Source organism: Micromonospora trifolii, assembly GCF_050516465.1.
Taxonomy (GTDB): domain Bacteria; phylum Actinomycetota; class Actinomycetes; order Mycobacteriales; family Micromonosporaceae; genus Micromonospora; species Micromonospora trifolii.
In genome coordinates this window covers 6910204-6932122 of the sequence record NZ_CP191526.1, presented here as the reverse complement: position 1 = coordinate 6932122, position 21919 = coordinate 6910204, and the positions used below count along the sequence as shown (strand labels likewise).

Genomic DNA, 21919 nt, shown 5'->3' with positions numbered 1-21919 from the left:
GGAGGAGCCACGAAGGTGCGCAAGGTACTCATCGCCAACCGCGGCGAGATCGCCGTCCGGGTGATCCGCGCGTGCCGCGACGCCGGCCTGGGCAGCGTCGCCGTGTACGCGGACTCCGACCGCGACGCCCTGCACGCCACCCTCGCGGACGAGGCGTACGCCCTCGGCGGGGACAGCGCGACCGAGACCTACCTGCGCATCGACAAGCTGCTCGACGTCGCCGCTCGGGCCGGCGCCGACGCCGTACACCCGGGTTATGGCTTCCTCAGTGAGAACGCCGACTTCGCCCAGGCCGTCATCGACGCCGGGCTGACCTGGATCGGCCCCACCCCGCAGGCGATCCGCGACCTGGGCGACAAGGTCACCGCCCGGCACATCGCCCAACGGGCAGGCGCGCCGCTGGTCCCCGGCACCCCGGACCCGGTGGCCAGCCCGGACGAGGTGATGGCCTTCGCCGTCGACCACGGCCTGCCGGTCGCCATCAAGGCCGCCTTCGGTGGCGGTGGGCGCGGCCTCAAGGTCGCCCGCACGATGGAGGAGATCCCCCAACTGTTCGAGTCGGCCACCCGGGAGGCGGTCGCGGCGTTCGGTCGGGGCGAGTGCTTCGTCGAGCGGTACCTCGACCAGCCCCGGCACGTCGAGGCGCAGGTCCTCGCCGACCAGCACGGCAACGTGATCGTGGTGGGCACCCGCGACTGCTCGTTGCAGCGACGCCACCAGAAGCTCGTCGAGGAGGCGCCCGCGCCGTTCCTCACCGACGCCCAGCGCGCGCAGATCCACGAGAGCGCCAAGGCGATCTGCCGCGAAGCCGGCTACCACGGTGCCGGCACCGTGGAATACCTGGTCGGCGTCGACGGCACCATCTCCTTCCTGGAGGTCAACACCCGACTCCAGGTCGAGCACCCGGTCACCGAGGAGACCGCCGGCATCGACCTGGTCCGCGAGCAGTTCCGGATCGCCGACGGCGAGAAGCTGCGGATCACCGAGGACCCGACGCCGCGCGGGCACGCGATCGAGTTCCGGATCAACGGCGAGGACCCGGGCCGCAACTTCCTGCCCGCCCCCGGCACGGTCACCGCGCTGCGCCTGCCCAGCGGGCCGGGTGTGCGGGTCGACACCGGCATCTCGGCCGGCGACGTCATCGGCGGCAACTTCGACTCACTGCTCGCCAAGGTGATCATCACGGGTGAGACGCGGACCGAGGCGCTGGAGCGCGCCCGCCGCGCGCTGGACGAGATGGTCCTGGACGGGATGGCCACCGCGCTGCCGTTCCACCGGCTCGTCGTGCGGGACGAGGCGTTCACCGCCGAGCCGTTCACAGTGCACACCCGGTGGATCGAGACCGAGTTCCACAACACCGTGCCGCCGTTCACCGCCGCCGCCGGCACCGCCGAGGCGCCGGCCGAGCGCGACACCGTCGTGGTCGAGGTGGGCGGCAAGCGCCTCGAGGTCAGCCTTCCCGCCGGCTTCGGCGGGAGTACGACCACCGCGGCACCCCGCAAGCCGACTCGGCGCGGCGGCGGCGCCAAGGCCGGCGCCCCGGTCGGCGGCGACGCGCTCACCTCGCCGATGCAGGGCACCATCGTCAAGATCGCGGTGGCGGACGGCGACACCGTGGCCGAGGGTGACCTGGTCGTGGTGCTGGAGGCGATGAAGATGGAGCAGCCGCTGCACGCGCACAAGGCGGGCACGGTCAGCGGCCTCAGCGCCGAGGTCGGCGCCGTCATCACCGCCGGCGCTCCCATCTGCACCATCGCCTGAGCCGCCCGGCGGGCGGTCAGCGCAGGGCTTCGGTGGCGACCGCTCGGACGGCGGCGGTCAGGGCGTTCAGCACGTCCGACTCCAGCCTCCAGTGCTGCCAGTACAGCGGGACGTCGAGGTGTCGGCCCGGTGCGAGGTCGACACAGCCGCCGGCGGTCAGGTCGGCCTGGGCGATCTGTTCCGGCACCATACTCCAGCCCAACCCGAGCCTGATCATTTCGCTGAACGCCGGGATCGACGGTACGTAGTGCACCGGCGGGTCGAGCGGTCGACCGGCCACCGCCCGGATGAACCGGTGTTGCACCCGGTCCTTCCGGTCGAAGACGACAAGCGGGGCGCTCGCCAGCGCGGCGGCGGTGAGTCCCTTGGCGAAGTGGGCCGCCGCGAATTCCGGCGTGGCCAGTGTGCGGTAGCGCATGGACCCGAGCCGCAGCACCCGGCAGCCCTGCACGGCCTCCCGCTGGGCGGTGACCGCCGCCGTCACCGAACCGTCGCGGAGCAGTTCGGCGGTGTGGTCCTGATCGTCCTGCCGTAGGTCGAACGAGAGCCCGGCCCGCTGCGGCAACCGGGCCAGCGCGGCGGGAAACCAGGTGGCCAGCGAGTCCGCGTTGACCACCACGGCGACCCGGATCCGGCCACCGCCGGCCAGCGGGCCGCGGGCGTCGGCCAGCGCCTCCCGTTCGAGCAGCGCGAGCTGGCCGGCCAGGCGCAGCAGCGGGCGGCCGGCGTCGGTTGCCACGCACGGACGAGCGCGGCGGACCAGCACCTGACCGACGGTCTCCTCCAGCGCCTTGATGCGTTGGCTCACCGCCGACGGCGTGACGTGCAGCAGCCGGGCTGCGGCGTCGAAGCTGCCCTCCGCCACCACCGCCGCGAGTGTCCGTAGCTGCGCCGAGTCGAGACCATTCATTAGCTGAGCTTAAGTTGCGTCAGAATCTTTAGTTGGACTGGTGGCCGTCGACGGCCCTAGCGTCGAGTCCGTGCTCACCTCCGCCCTCGCCGGCTTCTCGATCTCCATCGCCCTCATCGTCGCCATCGGCGCCCAGAACGCCTTCGTCCTGCGCCAGGGCCTGCGACGCGAACACGTCGTACCCGTGGTGCTCACCTGCGCCGCGTCGGACGCGCTGCTGATCATGGCGGGGGTGGCCGGGGTCGGTTCGCTGGTAACCGGCCGACCGGGCCTGCTGATGGCGATCCGGTGGGGCGGTGCGGCCTTCCTGCTCTGCTACGCGGGGCTCGCCGCCCGCCGCGCCCTGCGTCCCGGCGCTCTGCTACCCACCGAGCGGCCGCCGGCCACGTTGGGGGCGACCCTGCTCGCCTGCGCCGCCTTCACCTACCTGAACCCGCACGTCTACCTGGACACCGTCCTGCTCCTCGGCAGCGTGGCCCAACAACACCCGCACCGGTGGGTCTTCGGCGCCGGCGCCGTCCTGGCCAGTGTGGTCTGGTTCACCGCGCTCGGCGTCGGCGCGCAGCGCCTCGCGCCGCTGCTCGCCCGCGCCATGGCCTGGCGGGTGCTGGACGCGGTCATCGCCGTGGTGATGGCCGGGCTCGCCGCGGCACTCCTGCTGGGCTGACCGGCTCCCACGGCGAGCACCGACGACGCCGCAGGGACCAGGCCCAACGACGATGCGAGTGTTTTCCGCGACCACCGGCGGTGGAACTGGCCGCGAGCGGGAATGATTGCCGGGTGCGGTTCCTTCACGGCGCGGCTCCCGCGCACGACCTGACCTATACCGACGTCTTCATGGCGCCGGCCCGCTCCGACCTGGCCTCTCGGCTCGACGTCGACCTCTCCACCGGCGACGGCACCGGCACCACCATTCCGTTGGTGGTGTCGAACATGACCGCGGTCGCCGGACGGCGGATGGCGGAGACGGTCGCCCGCCGGGGTGCCATCACGGTGATTCCGCAGGACATTCCGATCGAGGTGGTGGCGAATGTCGTCGCCTGGGTCAAGCAGCGCCACCTGGTCTACGACACGCCCATCACGCTGGGCCCGACCGACACCGTGGGCGATGCCATCCACCTGCTACCCAAGCGCTCGCACGGTGCGGTGATCGTGGTCGACGACGCCGGCCGGCCGATGGGTGTGGTCACCGAGGCGGACACCACGGGCGTGGACCGCTTCGCGCAGCTGCGTCACGTGATGTCCACCGAGCTGCACACCGTCCCGGCGGACGCGGATCCGCGTACCGGCTTCGACCTGCTCTCGGCGGGCCGACGCCGACTCGCCCCGGTGGTGGACGCCGAGGGTCGGCTGGTCGGGGTGCTGACCCGACAGGGCGCGTTGCGCGCCACCCTCTACACGCCGGCCGTGGACGACCGGGGCCGGCTGCGGATCGCGGCGGCCGTCGGGATCAACGGGGACGTGACCGGCAAGGCAGCGGCGCTGCTGGAGGCGGGGGTGGACACGTTGGTCGTGGACACCGCGCACGGCCACCAGGCACGGATGATCTCCGCACTCCAGGCGGTCCGGAAGCTCGACCCGGGGGTGCCGGTGGCGGCCGGCAACGTGGTCACCGCCGAGGGCGTACGCGACCTCGTGGAGGCGGGGGCGGACATCATCAAGGTCGGCGTCGGCCCCGGCGCGATGTGCACCACCCGGATGATGACCGGCGTGGGTCGACCGCAGTTCTCCGCCGTGCTCGACTGCGCGGCCGCCGCCCGTCAACTGGGGAGGCACGTGTGGGCCGACGGCGGGGTGCGGCACCCCCGGGACGTGGCGCTCGCGCTCGCCGCCGGCGCGTCGAACGTGATGATCGGCTCCTGGTTCGCCGGCACCTACGAGTCCCCCGGTGACCTGTACACCGACGCGGACGGCCGGCGGTACAAGGAGAGCTTCGGAATGGCCTCGGCTCGGGCGGTCAGCGCCCGTACCGCCGACGACAGCCCGTACGACCGGGCCCGCAAGGCGGTGTTCGAGGAGGGCATCTCCTCGGCCCGGATGCACCTGGACCCGGCCCGCCCCGGTGTCGAGGACCTGATCGACGAGATCATCGCGGGGGTACGCAGCGCCTTCACCTACGCCGGCGCACGGGACCTGACCCAGTTCCACGAGCGGGCCATCGTCGGCGTGCAGAGCGCCGCCGGCTTCACCGAAGGAATGCCCCTCCCCACCAGCTGGTAACCCCCCGCCCCCGCCCCCTCCCCCGACGCGTCGATCATGGAGTTGTGGTGCCTCACAAAAGGGGCACGAGTGGGTGAACCGCCCACCACAACTCCATGATCGACGTGCAGGGCCGGGGGCGAGGGCGGGGTGGGGTGGGGTGGGGTTAGGTCGTCAGGCGGCGCAGTACGGCGCGGGCTGCTTCGCGGGGGTTGTCGCCCACTCGGTCGGGTAGTGCGCCGGCCAGCCAGAGGGTGGCGAAGCCGTGCGCGATCGACCAGGCCGCGAGCGAATCCCGGTCGGTGTCGGCGGGCGCGCCGCCGGTGGGCAGCGCCGCCACCCCGGAGCGGAGCGCGGCGCCCGCCCGGCCCCGTGCCGCGCTCAACTCGGCGTCGTCGGCCCGGTAGAGCTCCGGCCGGAACATCACCTCGAAGTACGCCCGGTGCGTGACGGCGAAGTCGACGTACGCGACACCGGCCTCCAACAGGTCGTCATCCGCCTCGGTCAACGTCTGGGCCAGCAGGTCGAAGCCCTGCGCGGCGAGCGCGGTGAGCAGGCCCGCCTTGTCGCCGAAGTGGTGCGCGGGCGCGGCGTGCGAGACACCCGCCCGCCGGGCCAGGTCGCGCAGGCTCAGCGCGGCGGGCCCGACCTCCGCGACGGCCTCCAGCGCCGCGGCGAGCAGGGTGCGACGCAGATCGCCGTGGTGGTAGGCGCGGGTGTCGGTCATACACGAATCCTATCTTGCCATTGACAAGATGTGCCCTTGGCGCGCAATCTTGTCACTGGCAAGTTTCCCCGAGGAGGATTCCTATGGCACCCCTGATCGCCTTGATCGTCGGCACCGCGCTGGCCCGACTCGCCGGCCTGGCCGGCATCTCCGCACTGGACGGCTGGCACCCCGCACTGCGCGTCGGGCTGGCCGTGATGTTCATGCTGACCGCCGTCGCACACTTCGTCGGCCAGCGCCGCGCCGACCTGATCGCGATGGTCCCGCCCCGACTGCCCCGACCTGACCTGCTGGTCACCGTCACCGGCGTGCTGGAACTGGTCGGCGCGGTCGGCCTCCTGGTGCCGGCGACCGCCCGGGTCGCGGCGGCCGGGCTCGGCCTGCTCATGCTCGCCATGTTCCCGGCCAACATCTCGGCCGCCCGTCGCGAACTGACCCTCGCCGGCCGCCCGGTCACCCCGCTCGCACAGCGCACCGCCCTACAGATCGTGTTCGTGGCCACCGCTGCGGCAATTTCGTTTGGCCCCTGACTATCAGGGGGCTAACCTGCCTGTCGTGGAACTCGTGACCCTCCAGGACGTGCCGCTCGGCCGGCTGCTGGTGGTGGCCGGGCACCTGGTCGGGCAGCGGTGGAACCGCTACCTCGCCGAGGAGCACGGCCTCACCCAGGCCGGCATGATCACCCTGATGACGCTCGCCCGACACGGCGAGTTGCCGCACCGAGCGGTCGCCGAGAAGGGGTTCGTCCGCCCGGCGACGCTGACCGGCATCGTCGACACGCTCGAGCGCGACGGTCTGGTCGAGCGGCAGCGCGACGACAACGACCGACGCAGCATCCGACTCGCCATCACCCCCGCCGGGCGGGAACGGGTGGCCGCGCTCGGCGCGCTCATGCACTCCGGACGGCCCCTCACCTCGGTCGACGCCGACCCGGCGAAGGCCCAGGTGATCCGGGAGTTCCTGCTTGAGGTCATCGGCAGCGGAGACGACCCGCGGATGACCGGACGCCCTACCGAAACGAAGGACCCGGCGTGCTGATCCGACTCCTGCGCGGCCAACTGCGCACCTATCAGAGACCGTTGCTGGCGGTCGTGCTGCTCCAGTTCGTGGGCACCATGGCCTCGCTCTACCTGCCCAGCCTCAACGCGGACATCATCGACCAGGGCGTGGCCCGGGGCGACACCGACTACATCGTGCGCACCGGTGGTTGGATGCTGCTGGTCAGCCTGATCCAGATCGTCTGCTCGATCGCCGCCGTCTACCTGGGCGCCCGGGTCGCGATGGGCTTCGGCCGCGACGTACGCGCCGAACTGTTCGGGCACGTCAACCGCTTCTCCGCCCGCGAGGTGGCCCGGTTCGGGGCGCCGTCGCTGATCACCCGCAACACCAACGACGTGCAGCAGGTGCAGATGCTCGTGCTGATGAGCTGCACGATGCTCGTCGCCGCACCGATCATGAGCGTCGGCGGCGTGTTCATGGCCCTGCGTGAGGACGTCGGGCTCTCCTGGCTGATGCTGGTCAGCGTGCCCGTGCTGGCCATCGCCCTCGGCGCGATCATCCGTCGGATGGTGCCGGGCTTCCGGCTGATGCAGACCCGCATCGACACGGTCAACCGGGTGCTGCGGGAGCAGATCACCGGCATCCGGGTGGTCCGCGCGTTCGTCCGCGAGCCGTACGAGACGGACCGCTTCGGCGTCGCCAACGCCGACCTGACCGCCACCGCGCTGCGTACCGGTCGGTTGCTGGCGTTGATCTTCCCGGTGGTCATGCTGGTGCTGAACGTCTCCAGCGTGGCGGTGCTCTGGTTCGGCGCGCAGCGGGTGGACGGCGGCGCGATCCAGGTCGGCGCGCTCACCGCGTTCCTGCAGTACCTGATGCAGATCCTGATGGCGGTCATGATGGCCACCTTCATGCTGATGATGGTGCCGAGAGCGGCGGTCTGCGCCGAGCGGATCGTCGAGGTGCTGGACACCGACTCCTCGGTGGTCCCGGCCGCCGCGCCGGTCACCGAGCTGCCCACCCGAGCCGAGCTGGAGCTGCGCGGGGTGCGCTTCCAGTACCCGGGCGCGGTGGAGCCGGTGCTGCGCGACATCTCCTTCCGGGCGACCCCGGGCACCACCACGGCGATCATCGGCAGCACCGGCGCGGGCAAGACGACGCTGCTGTCGCTGATCCCCCGCCTGGTCGACGTCACCGCCGGCGCGGTGCTGGTCGACGGGGTGGACGTGCGGGAGTTGGCGCCGGACGAGCTGTGGCGGCGCATCGGCCTGGTGCCGCAGAGGCCGTACCTGTTCACCGGAACGGTCGCCAGCAACCTGCGCTACGGCAACCCGGACGCGACCGACGAGGAGCTGTGGACGGCGCTGGAGATCGCCCAGGCCCGGGACTTCGTGGCCCAGATGCCCGGCGGGCTGGACGCCCCGGTAGCGCAGGGCGGCACCACCGTCTCCGGTGGGCAGCGGCAGCGCCTGGCCATCGCCCGGGCCCTGGTCCGGCAACCGGAGATCTACCTCTTCGACGACTCGTTCTCCGCGCTCGACCTGGGCACCGACGCGCGGCTGCGAGCGGCACTGCGGCCGGTCACCGCGCAGGCGGCGGTGGTGATCGTGGCCCAGCGGGTCTCCACGATCATCGACGCCGATCAGATCATCGTCCTGGAAAACGGAGGCGTCGTCGGAGTGGGACGACATGCGGAGTTGCTGAAAACCTGCCCGACGTACGCCGAGATCGTGGCCTCGCAGCAGACCACGGAGGTGGCGGCATGAGCGAGCGTGACGAGCCGCGCACCGCGGCCGTACCCAGTCAGAAGCCGGCCGGCGACGGACGGACGCCGGATGAGACCGCGCAGCAACCCGGCGGAGGAACCGCGCCGGAGACCGGCGGTGGCGCGGCGACGCCGAAGCGGCTGCCGCCCGGCGGTCAGCGCGGCGGCCCGGGATGGATGAGCGCCGGAATGCCCGCCGAGAAGTCGATGAACTTCGGGCCGTCGGCCCGACGGTTGCTCGGCCGGCTGCGCTCGCACCGACTGCACCTGGCCGCGATCATCACGTTGGCCGTGGTGAGCGTCGGGTTCAGCGTGGCCGGGCCGAAGATCCTCGGCCACGCGACCGACCTGATCTTCACTGGGGTGATCGGCCGGCAACTGCCCGCCGGCACCACCGCCGAGCAGGCCGTCGCGGCGGCCCGGGCCAGCGGCAACAACAGCTTCGCCGACATGCTGGCCCGGATGGACGTGGTGCCCGGGGTGGGCATCGACTTCAGCGCCCTGAGTCGGGTGCTGCTGCTGGCGCTCGGGCTCTACCTGGCGGCGAGCCTGCTGTCCTGGTGGCAGGGTTGGCTGCTCAACGGGGTGGTCCAGCGCACCGTGCTGCGGCTGCGCGCCGAGGTGGAGGAGAAGCTCAACCGGCTGCCGCTGCCCTACTTCGACCGGCAGCCGCGCGGTGAGTTGCTCAGCCGGGTCACCAACGACATCGACAACATCTCCACCAGCCTCCAGCAGACCCTCAGCCAGTTGCTCACCTCGCTGCTGACCGTCGTCGGCGTGCTGGCGGTGATGTTCTGGATCTCGCCGGTGCTGGCCCTGGTGGCGCTGGTCGCGGTGCCGCTGTCGGTGCTGGTCACCCAGCGCATAGCCAAGCGCTCGCAGAAGCAGTTCATCGCCCAGTGGACGCACACCGGCGAGTTGAACGGCCAGATCGAGGAGGCGTACACCGGTCATGAGCTGGTGAAGGTCTTCGGCCGGCAGCGTGAGGTCGAGGCCGCGTTCCACGCGAAGAACGAGGAACTGTTCCGAGCCAGCTTCGGGGCACAGTTCATCTCCGGGATCATCATGCCGTCGATGATGTTCATCGGAAACCTGAGCTACGTGGCGATCGCCGTGGTCGGCGGGCTGCGGGTCGCCTCCGGCACGATGAGCCTCGGCGACGTGCAGGCGTTCATCCAGTACTCCCGCCAGTTCACCCAGCCGCTCACCCAACTCGCCTCGATGGCCAACCTGCTCCAGTCCGGGGTGGCGTCGGCCGAGCGGGTCTTCGCGGTGCTCGACGCGGACGAGCAGACCCCCGACCCGGTGAAGCCGACCCGGGTCACCGACCCGCACGGTCGGGTCGAGTTCGAGCACGTCTCGTTCCGCTACGAGCCGGACAAGCCGCTGATCGACGACCTGTCGCTGATCGCCGAGCCCGGGCACACGGTGGCCATCGTCGGCCCGACCGGCGCCGGCAAGACCACCCTGGTCAACCTGGTGATGCGGTTCTACGAGCTGGACGCCGGCCGGATCACCCTCGACGGGGTGGACATCACGACCATGCGCCGCGATGACCTGCGTGGCCGGATCGGCATGGTGCTCCAGGACACCTGGTTGTTCGGCGGCACCATCCGGGACAACATCGCCTACGGGCGGCCGGACGCGACCGAGGAGGAGATCCTCACCGCCGCCCGGGCCACCTTCGTGGACCGGTTCGTGCGCAGCCTGCCCGACGGCTACGACACCGTCATCGACGAGGAGGGCAGCAACGTCAGCGCCGGCGAGAAGCAGCTCATCACCATCGCGCGGGCGTTCCTCGCCGAGCCGTCGCTGCTGATCCTCGACGAGGCCACCAGCTCGGTGGACACCCGCACCGAGGTGCTGCTGCAACGGGCGATGGCCGCGCTGCGCTCGGACCGGACCAGCTTCGTGATCGCGCACCGGCTCTCCACCATCCGCGACGCCGACCTGATCCTGATGATGGAGAACGGTCGGATCGTCGAGCAGGGCACCCACGAGCAGTTGCTCGCCGCCCAGGGCGCGTACCACCGGCTCTACCGCTCACAGTTCACCGGCGCGGTGGTCGACGAGGAACCGGCCGCCCAACCGGCGTCGGTCTGAGGTCGGGCGGCCGTGCGCGCGAGACGATCGGTGGGCGGGTCAGTCCGGCGGCAGCAGGTCGGTCGCGCGGGCGGCGACCTGCCCGCCGATCAGGGCGAGCGCGGCTTCGGCGGGCATCGGGGCCAGGGCGCGGCCGCCGCGCAGGCGCAGCGCGAGGTGCCCGTCGGCCACCTCCCGGGCACCCAGCACCCCGAGGTACGGGACGCGGCGGCGGGCCGCGTCCCGGACCCGGGCGCCCAGCGAGCCGGCGGCGTCGACCTCGACCCGCAGGCCGGCGTCGCCCGCCCGTCGGGCCAGGTCGGCCGCCGCGTCGGCCTGGCCGTCGTCGACCGGCAGCAGCACCAACTGGACGGGCGCGTACCAGGCCGGGAACGCGCCCTCGTGCACCTCGATGAGGTACGCGAACAGCCGCTCCATGCTGCCGACCAGGCTGCGGTGCACCATGACCGGCCGACGCCGGCTGCCGTCCGAGTCGGTGTACGACAGGTCGAACCGTTCCGGCTTGTCGAAGTCCAGCTGGATGGTGGAGATGGTCGACTCCCGGCCGGCGGCGTCGACGATCTGAATGTCGATCTTCGGGCCGTAGAAGGCGGCCTCCCCCGGTGCCTCGACGTACTCCACCCCGGCCAGCGCCTCCCGGAGCAACTCCTCGGCGCGGGCCCACTGGGCGTCGTCGCCGACGTACTTCTCGCCCGGTCCGCGCAGCGACAGCCGGAACCCGGCCGGCCGGACACCGAGCGCGGCGTGCGCGACACGGATCAGCCCGAGGATCTCGACGACCTCCGCGCCGACCTGCTCGGGGGCGCAGAAGGTGTGCGCGTCGTTGAGCGAGATGGCGCGTACCCGGGACAGCCCGCCGAGCACACCGGAGCGCTCCGAGCGGTACATCCCGCCCAGCTCGGCGATCCGCAACGGCAGCTCCCGGTAGGAACGGCCCCGCGCCCGGAAGACCAACGCGTGGTGCGGGCAGAGCGCCGGTCGGAGCACGAACTCGTCGTCGGCGCTCAGCCGCATCGGCGGGAACATGTCGTCGGCGAAGTAGCCGAGATGGCCGGAGAGTTCGAAGAGTTCCCGCTTGCCCAGCGGCGGCGAGTAGACGTGCTGGTGGCCGGAGCGGCGCTCCAACTCCCGGACGTACTCCTCGACGGCGTGCCGGGCTGCGGCGCCGGCCGGCAGCCAGATCGGCAGGCCGGCGCCGGCCAGCGGGTCGGAGACGAAGAGGTCCAGCTCGCGGCCGAGCCTACGGTGGTCGATCATGTCGGGCTCCTGGATCGGGTACGACCCGGAGGCGACCTGAGCTCCGAACGGCGCGCTGCCCTCGGGGGCGGATCGCCCCGGGGCCTGTTCGACGGTGGTTACGTCAGAGCGGCGCGCCGGGGACACCCGGCGTCGTGGTCATCACTACCGCGCTGCGCATACGGCGACCGTACCCGCCAGACGATCGGGGATGCACCCGGATTTGCGGCGGAGGGGTGGGCCGCCGGCGCGGGACCCGCCGGCGGCCCTGGCGGCCGAATCGTCAGGAACGGGGGACCCGACGGGCATGGCCGCGCCGACAACGGTACGCCGACGAACGCCGTTCTGCCGCCCGCCTCGGACGGGTGGAACAGCCTCCGAACCCGTCACCCGGCAGCGATCGGCCTCGTTGTAGGCGGGTGGCCCAGTCGTGTCGACGGTCACGACGGGCCGGGGCCGTCCACCGTGACGCCGGACACGACGTCAGGCTCAAGACACCCAATCGGCCGCATCCGGCGAGGTGGCAGGCGTGCCCGAACTTCTGACTGACGTCGCGTCGCCGACGTGGGCGTACCTGGTGCTGCTCACGCTGCTGATCGCGGACGCCTTCGTGCCGGTGATCCCCACCCAGATCGTCATGATCACCAGTGGTGCGCTCACCGTCTACGGCGGGCTCAGCCTGCCGGTCACCATCGCCGTCGGCGCGCTCGGCGTATTCGCCGGCGACCTGGCCTGCTACCTGTTGGGGCGCAGCGCACCGGACCGGCGGCCACCCCGGCACGCCGAGCTGAGCCGCGCCCGCCGGGTGGCCAGCCGGGTCACCCAGGGGCTGCGACAACCCGGGCCGCTGGTCATCCTGCTCTGCCGGTTCGTGCCCGGCGGCCGGATGGCGGCCTGCTTCTCGGCCGGGCGTAGCCGCTACCCGTACCGCCTGTTCGTGCTCTACGAGGCCATCGCCGCGTTGGGCTGGGCCACCTACGGCGCGCTGGTCGGGCACCTGGGCGGCACCGCACTGACCGAGTCGGCCTGGCGGCTGGCCATCATCGCCACCGCCGCGGCGGCCGGATTCGCCGCGGCCGGATGGGCGATGACACTGGTCAGCGCCCGCCACGCCCGCGCCACCGCCGCCGCCGCGGTCGACGTCCCCATCGACTGAGTGCCGCCCCCAGCCTTCGCGATCTTGCACTTACTGTGCCAGCAATTGGGGCATGCCGCACATACGAACGACCGAAAATGCGAGATCGCGGCGGGTTGTTGGCAGGACCTCTAGGGGTGGTCCCGGGGGGCGATTTCGGTGGCTGTCCCGGATTCGGCTGGGGTGTCCGCGGCGACAGGCTGAGGCATGCCTGTTACCCGGAGTACCGGCCTGCTGGCCCTGGGCGGGATCGCCCTGGCGGCGCTGCTCACCGTGATCGGCCACCTCGAAGTCAACGACGACCTCAACCCGTGGGCGTTGACCATCAGCGACTTCGCGGTCTCCGACCGGGGAGGCGTCATCGACATCGCCATGGTGGTGCTCGCGCTCGCCACCGTGGCGTTGCTGTACGGACTGCGCCGCGCCGGCCCACCCCGGCCGCGCTCCGGTCGAACGGCCGAGCTGCTGCTCGGCGCATGGGTGGGTGGGCTGCTGCTGGCCGCCGTGGTGCCGACGAACGAGCCGGGCACCGCCATGACCACCGCCGCCTACCTGCACAGGTACGCGTCGGTGATCGCCTTCCTGGCGTTGCCGGTCGGCGGCTGGCTGCTCGCCCGGCGGGACCAGCTCACACCGGCCGCCCGATGGCTGCGCGGGCTGGCGGTGGCCAGTCTCGTCCTGGCCGCGGCAATGGTGTGGTCGGCCTATCCGGGAGAGCGTGTGTTGCTCGGACTGGCCGAGCGTCTGCTCATCCTCACCGAGGTCGGTGTGCTCACCGTGGTGGCACTCGTCCTCGCCCGCTCCGGATCATCCACCCGAGCCATCGCCGTTTAAGCTCCCACCCCGAGACGACGGAGGGTGGGCGCGGTGGGCGACAGGAATCGGCCGGTCGGCCACCCGGTCGGTCTGCTGCTCCTGTTCACCGCGGGCGTGGGCTGCACGGCATCGGAGCCCGCCGCCGTCACTCCAGCTCGTGCAGCATGAGCTGGCGGGCCGCCTCGGTGATGGAGCCGGACAGCGACGGGTAGATGGTGATGGTCTGGGCCAGCTCGTTGACGGTGAGGTTGTTCTCCACCGCCATGGTGATGGGCAGGATCAGCTCGCTGGCCTTCGGAGCGACCACCACACCGCCGATCACCTGACCGCTGGCGGGACGGCAGAACAGCTTCACGAAACCGTCGGAGAGGTCGTCCATCTTGGCCCGGGCGTTGCCGGACAGCGGCAGCATCACCTGCCGGGCCGGCACCTTGCCCGCGTCCACCTCGTCCTGCGAGACACCCACGGTGGCCAGCTCCGGGTCGGTGAAGACGTTCGCCGCGACGGTACGCAGCCGCAGCGGGCGGACCGCCTCGCCGAGCGCGTGCCACATGGCGATCCGGCCCTGCATGGCGGCGACGCTGGCCAGCAGCAGCACGCCCGTGCAGTCGCCGGCGGCGTAGATGCCGGGCACGTTGGTCCGGGAAGCCCGATCGACGGTCAGGTAGCCGCCCCGGCCCAGCTCCACCCCGTACTCGGTCAGGCCCAGGTTGGCCGTGTTGGGGATCGAACCGACGGTGATCAGCGCGTGCGAGCCGGTCACCTTACGACCGTCGGAGAGCTCCACCTCGACGCCGTCGGCGGTACGCCGGACCGCGTCGGCCCGGGAGTTGTTGAGGATCTCCATGCCCCGGTTGCGGAACACCCGCTCGATGGCGGAGGCGGCGTCGGCGTCCTCGTGGGGCATCACCCGGTCCCGGCTGGAGACCAGGGTCACCTCGACCCCCATCGCCAGGTACGCGCTGGCGAACTCCGCGCCGGTCACGCCGGACCCGACCACGATCAGGTGCTCGGGCAGCTCCGGCAGGTCGTACACCTGTCGCCAGGTCAGGATGCGCTCGCCGTCCGGTACGGCGGTGGGCAGCTGGCGGGGTGTCGAGCCGGTGGCCACCAGCACGGTGGACGCGTCGATCGAGTACTCCTCGCCACCATCAGCAGGGGTGACGACGACCCGGTGGGTGTGCCCGAGGGAGTCCTCGCCGAGCCGGGCGGTGCCGGCCACGAAGGTGACCCCCGCCTTCAGCAGCTTGGCGTGGATGTCCGCGGACTGCGCCAGTGCCAACCGCTTGACCCGCCCGTGCACCGCCCGGGCGTCGACGGTGACCGCCTCCAGGCCGTCCGAGTGCACCCCGAACTCCTCGGTGTCGCGGTAGCCGGTGACCACCTGCGAGCTGGCGATGAAGGTCTTCGACGGTACGCAGTCGGAGAGCACGCAGGCGCCGCCAGCACCGTCGGCCTCCACCACTGTGACATCGGCGTCCAGCTGGGCGGCGACCAGAGCCGCCTCGTACCCGGCCGGCCCCCCACCGATGATCACGATCCGGCTCACAGCGTTCGCCCTTCGTCCATGCTCACAGTGACTTTCTTCTCCCGAGCGCATTCGACACGCACTGTCGTATTCTCCCCCACCCGTCGGCCGGGCTATCGTCATCGCCGTGCGTCATCACGCCGCCTACGGCTCAAATCTCGACCCCGCCCGGATGCGCGCCTACTGTCCGCATTCGCCGATGGTGGGCACCGGCTGGCTGGAGGGCTGGCGGCTGACCTTCGCCGGTGCGGACGTGATCGGCTGGGAGGGTGCGGTGAGCACCCTGGTCGAGTCTCCCGGTGACCGGGTCTTCGTGGCGCTCTACGACATCCACCCGTACGACGCGGGCCAGCTCGACGAGATCGAGGGGGTGACCGCCGGCACGTACCGCAAGCTGCACGTGCGCGTCTCCACCCTCGACGGCGACGTGACCGCGTGGATCTACGTCTTCAACGGGTACGAGGGTGGCCTGCCGACCTCGTGGTATCTGTCGGAGATCGCGAACGCCGCCGAGAAGGCGGGCGCCCCGGACGACTACGTCACCGAGCTGCGGGCCCGCCCCACCGGCACCGCCTCGCCGTAGCAGCGCGTATCGCACCCCTCCAGTCTGCTACCGCTGTCCACCGGAGCGCCGGGCGGGCCGGACCGGGGTCGTCAATCACACACCGGCCGCCGGAACGGAAAGCTCGTACATGTCGGTCCACCGGGTCTCCCGCAGGCCCACCGACCGGTACAGCGACAGCGGGGCGGTCGGGTTGGTGAGGTCGACGCCCAGGCCGACCGACCGCCGCCCCTTCTCGGCGTAGCGGACAAAGGCGCGGCGCAGCAACGCCGCACCCACCCCCCGGCGCCGGTACGCGGACAGCACCGACAGACTCTTCACCCAGCCCGACTGCTGGTCGAGCGCCTGATCCGAGGACTGCAGCGCGCCGACCGGCACCCCGTCCACCTCGGCGACGAACCACTCGTCCCAGGCGGTCAGGTCGCCGATCCGGGCCCGCCACCGCTCGTACGACAGCGGCTCGTGATCCGGGGTGTCACCGAAGGCGGCCTCGTAGATCCGGTGGAACTCCACCAGGTCGGCCTCGTCGTCCGGGCGGACCGGCCGCACCGTCACGGCCGATGGCCCGGCCGGCTCGTCGGGCAGGTCGTCCAACGGCCGGCTCATCCGGACGTACCGCTTCACGAGGGCGAACCCGAGCCCGCGCAGGGTGTGTTCCCAGTCACGTTCCGGGGCGAAGACCGCGCAGCGGACGGTGAGCGACGGCAGCCCTCGCTCGGCAGCGCGCTCGGCGACCCGGTCCAGTTGGCGGAGCAGCAACGGCGCGCGGAAGGCGGCGGCCCGTACCGGTTCGACGTAGACCTCCACGAACTCGCGGCCCACCCCGGTCGGGTTGTCCACCGTCGCCCAGCCGACCACTGTGTCGTCCGGGTCGATGGCCAGCCAGGAGTCCCGGGTCGGGTCGAAGTGGGGGGCGGTCAGCGACGCCGCGACGTCCTCGGCGTCGAAGTCGGGATGGCCGATGGCGAAGGTGTCGGCGGCGTGCACCACCGCGAGGATCGCCGGCACGTCGTCGAGGGTGGGCCGGCGCGTCGTCCAACCAGCGGGAAGGGTCACGGCAGGACATCCTGGCAGCCGATCCGCTGCGGCGCCGCCCATTTTCCCGGCCGGCGGCAGGCTCAGCCGAGGTCGACCCGGGTGCGGTGCAGCAACTCCACCAGCTCCGCGCCGTCGGCGGGGCCGAGGGCCGTGAACGCCGGCGCGGCCAGCCGGTTGGTCACCGCCTCCGCCCAGAGTCGGCGGCGCACCAGCGGCCCGATCGGCGGGTACGGCGGCGGCCAGCCACAGGCCAGCGCCCCGGCCTCGCCCTCCGGCCCGGCCAGCACGGCCTCCAGCGGGGTCATCCCGGCGGCGCGTACCGCCAGCAGGTAGGCGCCGGTGAAGTGTTCCCGGAGCAGCCGCAGCCCGGCGGCGCTGCGGGCCCCGGGAGAGAGGTCCGGAAGCGGCATGGCCCGCCACGCGGCGAAGAGCGGCATCGCGCTGGCCTCCGCGGCCACCACGGCCCGCTCGACGAGCGCCGACAGGCGCTCGGTGCCGGGCAGGGGGCCGAGCTGCTGGGCCCCCCACCGGCAGCATTCGGCGAGGCTCGCGGCCGCCACCTCGAACGGCGGAACGACCCGGGCGGCGGCGTCCCAACCGTCGGCGACCGCGTCCGGGGCGATGAACCCGAGGGCGGCGGCGGCCGTCTCGGCCCGCACATCGCCGAGCGCGCCAGCCCGGCCGCTGATGTAGAAGGCCCAGCCGGAGATGCCGAGCAGTCGGGCCCGACGCAACGTGGTCGGGTCCCGGCTGAAGGCGTCGCCCAGGTCGAGCACGACGGGCTTACTGGCGGCCGCGACCTGCTCCGGAGTCACCGCGATGCCCCGCTCGGGCAACCGGACCCGCCGACCACGACCACGCCCCGACCAGGGGCCACTCGCCGTGTACGGCCCGCACACTCGTAGTCGTCCATCGATGGTCAGTCTGCCGCGCCACCGCCCGCGTCCGCATTCCCCTCTTCGGCCGCCAGTGCCTCGACCGCCGCCTCGACCTCACCGGCGCGCCGCCGGGCAACGGTGACCGCCCGCTCGGCGGCACGCCGGGCCAGCTTGGCCCGGCTGAGATCCTGCTCGGCGACCGCGCGCCGCCGCTCCAGCTCGGCCAGCTCGGCCTCAAGGCGATCGAGTACGGCCGCACCGTCGCGCTCCTGCCCGGTCGCCTCGGTCAGCTCGGCCTCGGCCCGCTCCTGGTCGGCCTGGGCCTTCGCCAACTCCCGGTCCAGGGCGCGGCGCTGCCGGGCCCGCTCGGCTCGGGCCGCCCGCTGTGCGACCCGTTCGGCCTGCTCGGCACGCTCGGCCGCCCGGTCCGTGCGGGGTGCTGCCTCCGCACGCCCCCGTTGGGGGCCGGGTCGGCGGGCCGGGCGCTCATCCTCGCGCTCCTCCTCGCGCTTCTCGTCATCGCCGGTGACCAGCCGCAGTTGCGGCCGGGGCACCTCACCGAAGCCGGCGTAGCTGGCCGCCCGCAGCAGCCGGCCGGCCCGCACCTGCTCGGCGACCTCCACGTCGGAGAACGCCGCGTTCAGCGTCGCCTCCACCTCGGCCAGGGGCAGCCGGCTCGCCGGTGGAGCGTCCGGCTCGGCCGCGGCGAGCTTGCGCACCTCGGCGACCAGGGCGCCGACCACCGCCCGACGCTGCGCGGACAGCTCCCGCAGTCGGGGCCCGCGCAGCTCCCGCTGGGCGACTCGCAGTGCGTCGGCGAGCTGCACCAGATCGGCGACCAGCTCCGGACGTCGGATGGCGAGCAGGTTCACCAACCAGGCGGCCACCGTCGGGCGACGCAGCCGGGCCAGTTGCCGGGCGGTGGTCGGGTCGCCGGACCGGCGGGCCTCGGCCACAGCGGCGTCCCGGGCGGCCACGAACCGGTCCGGTGGGGTGCGGTAGAGCTGCTGCACCAGCTCCGCGGAGAGGCCGGGCATCGGGTCAGACGTCCACCCGGCTACCGGGCTCCAGCCGCTGGTATTCGGTGCCGGACAGCGCTGTGTACTGCCGGTCGAGCACGCCCAGCCCGTTGTCGTTGAGCAACGCGTCGTGCAGGGCGTACGCGCGCCGCGGCGCGACCGCGCGGATGAAGTTGACCACCTCGGAGAACTTCGACCAGGGAGCGTGGATCGGCGCGAAGAGCGTGTCGACGGGTGTCTCGTCGGGCACCACCAGGGAGTCGCCCGGGTGGTAGACCACGTCGTTGATCAGGTAGCCGAGGTTGTCGACCACCGGGATGTCGGGGTGGATCACGGCGTGCCGCCCCCCGTACGCGCGCACCGCGACTCCGGCGGCGGTGAACGACTCACCGACGCTGACCGGGCGCAGCACGTCGGCCGCGTCACCCAGGGCCTCGCCGAGCGAGGCGGGCCCGTGGATCGGGAACGGCTGTCGGTCGAGCTGGCGGCGCACCGCTGCCAGGTCGAGGTGGTCGGGGTGTTCGTGGGTGATCAGCACCGCGTCCGCACCGTCCAGCGCCGCATCGGCGTCGCTGAACACACCGGGGTCGACGACGAGCACTCCCCCGTCGTGTTCCACCCGAAGGCAGGAGTGGGCGTACTTGGTGAGCCGCATCGTGACTCCTCGATTATCGAATCGTGACGTCCTCAGCGCAGTCTGCCGGAACCAGCCGGCGTGCGCGTCGCGTCCGAGCTATCGCCACACCGGTTGACGACGATGGGAGCGGGGATGGACGGACAGGTGGGACGACGCCGCAGTGCACTGCTGGCGGCGACGACACTGGCGGCGGCGCTGGCGCTGACGGGGTGCGGCGCTGGCGACAGCGGGTCGAAGGACGCCGCGGGCTCGGCGGCCGAGGCGCCGGCGGCCAACGGCGGCGAGGCGGGCCGGGACGCCGCCGCAGGCGCACCGGAGGGGGCCGGCGCCGGCGCGCCGGACCTGCGGGTCGACCAGCGGGCGATCATCTACACCGGAGCGATGCGGGTGCAGGTGGACGATGTGGACTCGGCCGCCCGCGAAGCCACTGCCGTGGCCACCCGCGCCGGTGGCTTCGTCGGTGGTGACGAGCGGCGCAGTGCCGACGACGACGACGCGGTGGCGGAGCTGGAGCTGCGAGTGCCGGCGGCGAAGTTCACCGACGTGGTGGAGGAGATCGCGAAGCTCGGTCGGCAGCAGAGCCGGGAGATCAACACTCAGGACGTCACCGAGGAGACCGTCGACCTGGACGCCCGGATCACCAGTCAGCGCGCGCGGGTGGAGAGCGCCCGCCGGTTGCTGGCCAGGGCTTCCTCCATCACCGACCTGGTGTCGTTGGAGAACGAGTTGGGTCGCCGGGAGGCCGACCTGGCCTCGCTGGAGGCCAAGAAGCGACGCCTGGCCGACCTGACCGCCCTCTCCACGATCACCGTGTCGCTGGCGGGCCCGGCGGCGAAGGACACGGAGGAGGAGGCCGAGACCGGCTTCCTGGTCGGGCTCAGGGGCGGATGGAAGGCGTTCGTCGTCTCGATGACCGTCCTGCTCACGGTGCTGGGCGCGTTGCTGCCCTGGCTGGTGGCGTTCGGCGTACCGCTGGTGGTGCTGCTGGTGGTGCTGCGCCGGCGGCGCAAGGCACCGGCTCAGGTCACGCCGGTCAGCGCGCCGCCGCCAGTGCCCTCAGCGCGGTCTGCACCATGACGCGGACGCCGACCGGGATGGCCCGCTCGTCCACGTCGAAGCTCGCCCGGTGCAGGTCGACATTGGGGCCGGAGCGACCCACGCCGAGCCGGGCGAGGGCGCCGGGGACGTACTCCAGGTACCAGGAGAAGTCCTCGCCGCCCATGCTCTGCGGTGTCTCGGCGATCCCGTCGGGGCCGAGTGCGGCGGCGGTGGCAGCGGTCAGCACCTGGATGGCGCGGGCGTCGTTGCACACCGGCGGCCGGCCGCGCAGGTATTCGAGGTCAACAGTGGCGCCGGTCGGCGCGATCACGTCCCGCACCACCTGAGCGACGATCTTGGGAGCCTGCTCCCAGGTGTCGCGGTCCATCACCCGGAGGGTGCCGGAGGCGCTCGCCTCGGACGGGATGACGTTGTAGCGGGTGCCGGCCGAGGCGTGGCCGAAGACCAGCAGCAGGCCACTGTTGGCCGGCACCCGGCGGCTGACCAGGGCGGGCACCTCGGTGATCAGCCGACCGAGGGCGTCGACCATGTCGACGGTCAGGTGCGGGCGGGCGGTGTGCCCACCCGGGCCGGAGAGTCGGACGGTCACGTTGTCGGCGGCCGCGGTGATCGGGCCGACCCGCAGGCCGACCTGGCCCACCGGCAGGTTCGGGTCGCAGTGCAGCGCGAAGATCTGCACCACGTCGTCCAGGCCGCCGGCCTCGATGACCTCCAGCGAACCGCAGGGCAGGATCTCCTCGGCCGGCTGGAAGATGAGCCGGACCCGGCCGTCCAGCTCACCGAGGTCGGCGAGCTGGGCCAGCAGCATGCCGACGCCGAGCAGGATCGAGGTGTGCACGTCGTGCCCGCAGGCGTGGCAGACGCCCTCCACGGTCGACCGGTACGGGACGTCCTTGGGGTCGTCCAGCGGCAGGGCGTCGATGTCGGCGCGCAGCGCCACGACCGGGCCGTCCGGCCTGCCGTTGACGTCGCAGATCACGCCGTTGCCCTTGGGCAGCAGGCGCGGGGTCAGCCCGGCCAGCGACAGCTCCCGGGCGATCAGCGCGGCCGTCTCGAACTCGTTGCCGGAGAGCTCAGGGTGCGAGTGGAGGTGACGGCGCGTAGCGATCAACCCCGGTGCCCGGAGCGCGAGAAGGTGGTCCAGCTCGCGGGGCAGGGGCTGGGATCCCGGTGGCGTCTCCGGCCAGGACGACGCCAGCTGGCCATTTGTGGGCAGCGTCAACGCACTCGTCACGTCGAATTCTCGATCACTAGGAATGGATGGATCATCGGGGACAGCAGACAGCCTAGACCTCCGACGGTGACGCTGCGCAACCTCGTTACGGTAATGATCGGACCGCGCAGAGTCACGTATGCCCTGCTGGGGGCGCTCGTCAAGGCGGGGGACAGCAGGTAGATCACGGTCGAATGCCGTCATCAGCCCCTCACCTCCTACAACGCGTAACCGATCGCGGCGGTCGCGAATCCCGACGCCAGTCGGAGCCCCGTTGCCAAATTGTCGCATTAGTCGGGGTGGTGAACTGACACTCCGACAATTAGCCGACCAC

General features: G+C 72.2%; 20 protein-coding genes. 11 read left to right on the top strand and 9 right to left on the bottom strand.

Going from position 1 to position 21919, the window contains the following annotated elements:
* Window positions 1–15 precede the first annotated feature (15 nt).
* Window positions 16–1761, top strand: a complete 1746-nt coding sequence (locus tag ACQRWP_RS32355) for an acetyl/propionyl/methylcrotonyl-CoA carboxylase subunit alpha (protein ID WP_430499953.1) — start codon at window positions 16–18, stop codon at window positions 1759–1761.
* Between the two features lie 16 nt (window positions 1762–1777).
* On the opposite strand, the gene ACQRWP_RS32350 is transcribed toward ACQRWP_RS32355, so the two are convergent.
* On the bottom strand, window positions 1778–2671 hold the full coding sequence (locus ACQRWP_RS32350; RefSeq protein ID WP_430499952.1) for a LysR family transcriptional regulator ArgP: 894 nt from the start codon (window positions 2669–2671) through the stop codon (window positions 1778–1780).
* A 70-nt stretch (window positions 2672–2741) separates the two neighbouring features.
* Here ACQRWP_RS32350 and ACQRWP_RS32345 point away from each other — a divergent pair, with 70 nt between their 5' ends.
* Window positions 2742–3338, top strand: a complete 597-nt coding sequence (locus ACQRWP_RS32345; protein WP_430499951.1) for a LysE/ArgO family amino acid transporter — start codon at window positions 2742–2744, stop codon at window positions 3336–3338.
* Window positions 3339–3451: 113 nt separating this feature from the next.
* Window positions 3452–4891, top strand: coding sequence for a GuaB1 family IMP dehydrogenase-related protein (locus ACQRWP_RS32340; RefSeq protein WP_430499950.1), 1440 nt, complete (start codon window positions 3452–3454; stop codon window positions 4889–4891).
* 145 nt (window positions 4892–5036) lie between these two features.
* Here the strand turns inward: ACQRWP_RS32340 and ACQRWP_RS32335 are convergent, their stop codons facing one another.
* Complete coding sequence (locus tag ACQRWP_RS32335; protein WP_430499949.1) at window positions 5037–5597, bottom strand: TetR/AcrR family transcriptional regulator; 561 nt, start codon at window positions 5595–5597, stop codon at window positions 5037–5039.
* Window positions 5598–5680: 83 nt separating this feature from the next.
* On the opposite strand from ACQRWP_RS32335, the gene ACQRWP_RS32330 reads away from it, so the two are divergent.
* From ACQRWP_RS32330 to ACQRWP_RS32315, 4 genes are read left to right on the top strand one after another with little or no spacing between them, the layout of a single operon-like run.
* On the top strand, window positions 5681–6127 hold the full coding sequence (locus ACQRWP_RS32330) for a DoxX family protein (RefSeq protein WP_430499948.1): 447 nt from the start codon (window positions 5681–5683) through the stop codon (window positions 6125–6127).
* A 25-nt stretch (window positions 6128–6152) separates the two neighbouring features.
* Window positions 6153–6635, top strand: coding sequence for a MarR family winged helix-turn-helix transcriptional regulator (locus ACQRWP_RS32325; RefSeq protein WP_091394443.1), 483 nt, complete (start codon window positions 6153–6155; stop codon window positions 6633–6635).
* Window positions 6629–8362, top strand: a complete 1734-nt coding sequence (locus tag ACQRWP_RS32320) for an ABC transporter ATP-binding protein (RefSeq protein WP_430499947.1) — start codon at window positions 6629–6631, stop codon at window positions 8360–8362. Before ACQRWP_RS32325 ends, ACQRWP_RS32320 begins: the two co-directional genes overlap by 7 nt.
* Window positions 8359–10464: an ABC transporter ATP-binding protein gene (locus ACQRWP_RS32315; protein ID WP_430499946.1), complete on the top strand. Its 2106-nt coding sequence runs from the start codon at window positions 8359–8361 to the stop codon at window positions 10462–10464. Before ACQRWP_RS32320 ends, ACQRWP_RS32315 begins: the two co-directional genes overlap by 4 nt.
* 39 nt (window positions 10465–10503) lie before the next feature.
* Here ACQRWP_RS32315 and thrS read toward each other — a convergent pair whose 3' ends face one another.
* Entirely contained in the window at window positions 10504–11721 is a 1218-nt protein-coding gene (gene thrS / locus ACQRWP_RS32310) for a threonine--tRNA ligase (RefSeq protein WP_430499945.1), read from the bottom strand.
* A gap of 508 nt (window positions 11722–12229) precedes the next feature.
* Here thrS and ACQRWP_RS32305 point away from each other — a divergent pair.
* A complete protein-coding gene (locus ACQRWP_RS32305) occupies window positions 12230–12856 on the top strand; it encodes a DedA family protein (RefSeq protein ID WP_430499944.1) in 627 nt (208 codons plus the stop codon).
* Between the two features lie 186 nt (window positions 12857–13042).
* On the top strand, window positions 13043–13669 hold the full coding sequence (locus tag ACQRWP_RS32300; RefSeq protein ID WP_430499943.1) for a DUF998 domain-containing protein: 627 nt from the start codon (window positions 13043–13045) through the stop codon (window positions 13667–13669).
* A gap of 127 nt (window positions 13670–13796) precedes the next feature.
* Here ACQRWP_RS32300 and ACQRWP_RS32295 read toward each other — a convergent pair whose 3' ends face one another.
* Window positions 13797–15200, bottom strand: coding sequence for an NAD(P)H-quinone dehydrogenase (locus tag ACQRWP_RS32295; RefSeq protein ID WP_091394456.1), 1404 nt, complete (start codon window positions 15198–15200; stop codon window positions 13797–13799).
* A gap of 106 nt (window positions 15201–15306) precedes the next feature.
* Between ACQRWP_RS32295 and ACQRWP_RS32290 the strand changes: the two genes are divergently transcribed.
* Entirely contained in the window at window positions 15307–15762 is a 456-nt protein-coding gene (locus ACQRWP_RS32290) for a gamma-glutamylcyclotransferase (protein WP_091394460.1), read from the top strand.
* A 75-nt stretch (window positions 15763–15837) separates the two neighbouring features.
* Here the strand turns inward: ACQRWP_RS32290 and ACQRWP_RS32285 are convergent, their stop codons facing one another.
* From ACQRWP_RS32285 to ACQRWP_RS32270, 4 genes are all read right to left on the bottom strand, one after another.
* Window positions 15838–16797 (bottom strand): GNAT family N-acetyltransferase, encoded by a 960-nt coding sequence (locus ACQRWP_RS32285; protein WP_430499942.1) that lies wholly within the window; start codon window positions 16795–16797, stop codon window positions 15838–15840.
* A gap of 62 nt (window positions 16798–16859) precedes the next feature.
* A complete protein-coding gene (locus tag ACQRWP_RS32280) occupies window positions 16860–17594 on the bottom strand; it encodes an SCO6745 family protein (RefSeq protein WP_430499941.1) in 735 nt (244 codons plus the stop codon).
* 104 nt (window positions 17595–17698) lie between these two features.
* A complete protein-coding gene (locus ACQRWP_RS32275) occupies window positions 17699–18694 on the bottom strand; it encodes a hypothetical protein (RefSeq protein WP_430499940.1) in 996 nt (331 codons plus the stop codon).
* A 4-nt stretch (window positions 18695–18698) separates the two neighbouring features.
* Window positions 18699–19331, bottom strand: coding sequence for an MBL fold metallo-hydrolase (locus ACQRWP_RS32270; protein ID WP_430499939.1), 633 nt, complete (start codon window positions 19329–19331; stop codon window positions 18699–18701).
* A 93-nt stretch (window positions 19332–19424) separates the two neighbouring features.
* Here ACQRWP_RS32270 and ACQRWP_RS32265 point away from each other — a divergent pair, with 93 nt between their 5' ends.
* Window positions 19425–20390 carry a DUF4349 domain-containing protein gene (locus tag ACQRWP_RS32265; RefSeq protein WP_430499938.1) on the top strand — a complete coding sequence of 322 codons (966 nt, stop codon included), beginning with the start codon at window positions 19425–19427 and terminating at the stop codon, window positions 20388–20390.
* Here the strand turns inward: ACQRWP_RS32265 and ACQRWP_RS32260 are convergent.
* Entirely contained in the window at window positions 20347–21606 is a 1260-nt protein-coding gene (locus ACQRWP_RS32260) for an amidohydrolase (RefSeq protein ID WP_430499937.1), read from the bottom strand. The two genes, ACQRWP_RS32265 and ACQRWP_RS32260, sit on opposite strands and share 44 nt — an antisense overlap.
* Window positions 21607–21919 lie beyond the last annotated feature (313 nt).